The 2,500-nt window shown below is 56.8% G+C and carries 1 protein-coding gene and 1 rRNA gene (both only partly in view); one reads left to right on the forward strand and one right to left on the reverse strand.

The features are described 5' to 3' along the window. On the reverse strand, positions 1 to 1,140 hold the 5' portion of the coding sequence (locus tag CBW65_RS08140) for an ATP-dependent nuclease (protein ID WP_087456418.1). It extends 600 nt beyond the left edge of the window; 1,140 of the gene's 1,740 nt are visible here — the first part of the coding sequence; it begins with the start codon at positions 1,138 to 1,140; the stop codon falls past the left edge of the window. Positions 1,141 to 1,523: 383 nt separating this feature from the next. Between CBW65_RS08140 and CBW65_RS08145 the strand changes: the two genes are divergently transcribed. Then, positions 1,524 to 2,500 (forward strand): 16S ribosomal RNA (locus CBW65_RS08145) (it continues 570 nt past the right edge of the window).

The following is a 2,500-nucleotide window of genomic DNA, read 5'->3' on the forward strand; positions in this document are numbered from 1 at the left end:
GTCTTCATCCAGTTGGGCGCGCTCCGGACGGAACAGAGTGGTGCCTTTGATCTCACCCTGCACGGTGCGCTCGACCCGGATGATCGTCGTGTTGTCGCGGGAGAGGTCGAGAAACGCCGGGGAGTGGGTGGTGACCATCACCTGCCAGCTGTCCGTGTTCGGCAGGTCATACAAAACACGGCAGGCTCCGCGGACGGCGCTGGGGTGCAGGCAGAGTTCAGGCTCGTCCAATAGCAGCACATGCGGGCGCTCGGCAAGCTGCTCAGGCGTCTTTTTGCTGCGCGATTTCGGTTTGCCAAAGCCCTGTTCGGAGATATAGCGCAAGGCAGCCCATAACAAAGTGCGGCGTGCGCCGCTGCCTTGGCGGTCGATCGTGCTTTGGTAGCCGTCTTGGGGTCCCATCAGCAGTTGGGGGGCTTTGAAGAACTGAATCGCTTTTTCCAGATCTTCTTCCGGGCGGGCATCGAAGCGGATCGCATAGTCGGGAAACACCTGCGAGATGATCTCGTTCACGCCCGCTTCCACTTCGGCGATGCGGGGGCGGGACTGGTCGACGATCAGCTTTTGCACCTCGGCGAGCTTGTCGAGGACAAGCCCGTAATCGGTCGCTTGGATACGCTCGTTGAGGACGGAAAGCAGCAGGGCGAGGATTTTGTCAGACTGCTCTTTGGGGTGGGTGAACGCATCGACCCGGTGCGGCTGGGGGCGGCGGGAGTTGGCGACGTTGGCGGCACCCCAAGGCACTTGCTCGTCCCAGGCGCCTTTTTCTACATCATACCCTTGGCGGATCGGGTCGCCGATGTCGTGCCAAATCCATCTTTCGCGGACAAGCATCTCATGAGTCGACGGGTCGGTGTGAATCCAGCGCTGGCCGGGCAGGTCATTGTAGATGATCGTGTGCAGCTCGATCTCAGGCAGGGCGTCCGGCCGGACCTCCCCATTCGGAAAATCATCTCGGGTCAGCTTGCCCGCTTGGGAGCCTTCCGACATGACGACTTCGTAGGCGCGGAGGATCGAGCTTTTGCCAGCGTTGTTGGGGCCGACGAGCACGACGATGTCATCGAGTTCGATTTCGACAGGCGTTTGGCCGATACAGCGGAAGTTTTTGATGGTCAGCTTGCTGAGACGGGGGCGTTGCATAGGAAGGCACCTCCAGAAGTGGTTGTTTAGTAACCAGTCTGGACAAAATGCGGATAGAAAAGTCCGAGAATGCGCTTTGAGTTTTACGACATTGGGCAGGATAATGAAGATAGGAAACAAAAAACGAAGGTCGTCCGCGCTGATTTCAACAGTCGGCGAAATTTGTTCTCCAATCTGCCATAATGATGAAAAGTGGAGTTGTGACAAGCCATCCAACCATGATATATTATCTCTTGTCGCCGCGAGACATGCGGTGGTAGCCCAACTAAGAACGCGACGTCCTGTCGCAACGTTGGACAATGTACATCCTGTACTTGATCCTTGAAAACTAAACGAGTGTTACAGAGAGATGACGCGAGTCAGAGATACAAACTTTTTCAACTTTTATTGAGAGTTTGATCCTGGCTCAGGACGAACGCTGGCGGCGTGCCTAATACATGCAAGTCGAGCGGACTGATTCGGAGCTTGCTCCGAAGATGTTAGCGGCGGACGGGTGAGTAACACGTGGGCAACCTGCCCGACAGACCGGGATAACGCTTGGAAACGAGTGCTAATACCGGATAGGCTTCACCTTCGCATGAGGGAGAAGTGAAAGAAGCTTTCGCTTCACTGTCGGATGGGCCCGCGGCGCATTAGCTAGTTGGTGAGGTAACGGCTCACCAAGGCGACGATGCGTAGCCGACCTGAGAGGGTGACCGGCCACACTGGGACTGAGACACGGCCCAGACTCCTACGGGAGGCAGCAGTAGGGAATCTTCCACAATGGGCGCAAGCCTGATGGAGCAACGCCGCGTGAATGATGAAGGCCTTCGGGTTGTAAAATTCTGTCTTCTGTGAAGAACAAGTGTGAGAAGAGAATGCTCACACCCTGACGGTAACAGAGGAGGAAGCCCCGGCTAACTACGTGCCAGCAGCCGCGGTAATACGTAGGGGGCAAGCGTTGTCCGGAATCACTGGGCGTAAAGCGCGCGCAGGCGGCCATTTGCGTCCGGGGTGAAAGCCCAAGGCTCAACCTTGGGATTGCCTTGGATACGGGATGGCTTGAGGATCGGAGAGGCAAGGGGAATTCCACGTGTAGCGGTGAAATGCGTAGAGATGTGGAGGAACACCTGTGGCGAAGGCGCCTTGCTGGCCGATTTCTGACGCTGAGGCGCGAAAGCGTGGGGAGCAAACAGGATTAGATACCCTGGTAGTCCACGCCGTAAACGATGAGTGCTAGGTGTTGGGGGGTACCACCCTCAGTGCCGAAGCTAACGCATTAAGCACTCCGCCTGGGGAGTACGGTCGCAAGACTGAAACTCAAAGGAATTGACGGGGGCCCGCACAAGCAGTGGAGCATGTGGTTTAATTCGAAGCAACG

The sequence above is a fragment of the Tumebacillus avium genome (genome assembly GCF_002162355.1).
GTDB lineage: Bacteria > Bacillota > Bacilli > Tumebacillales > Tumebacillaceae > Tumebacillus_A > Tumebacillus_A avium.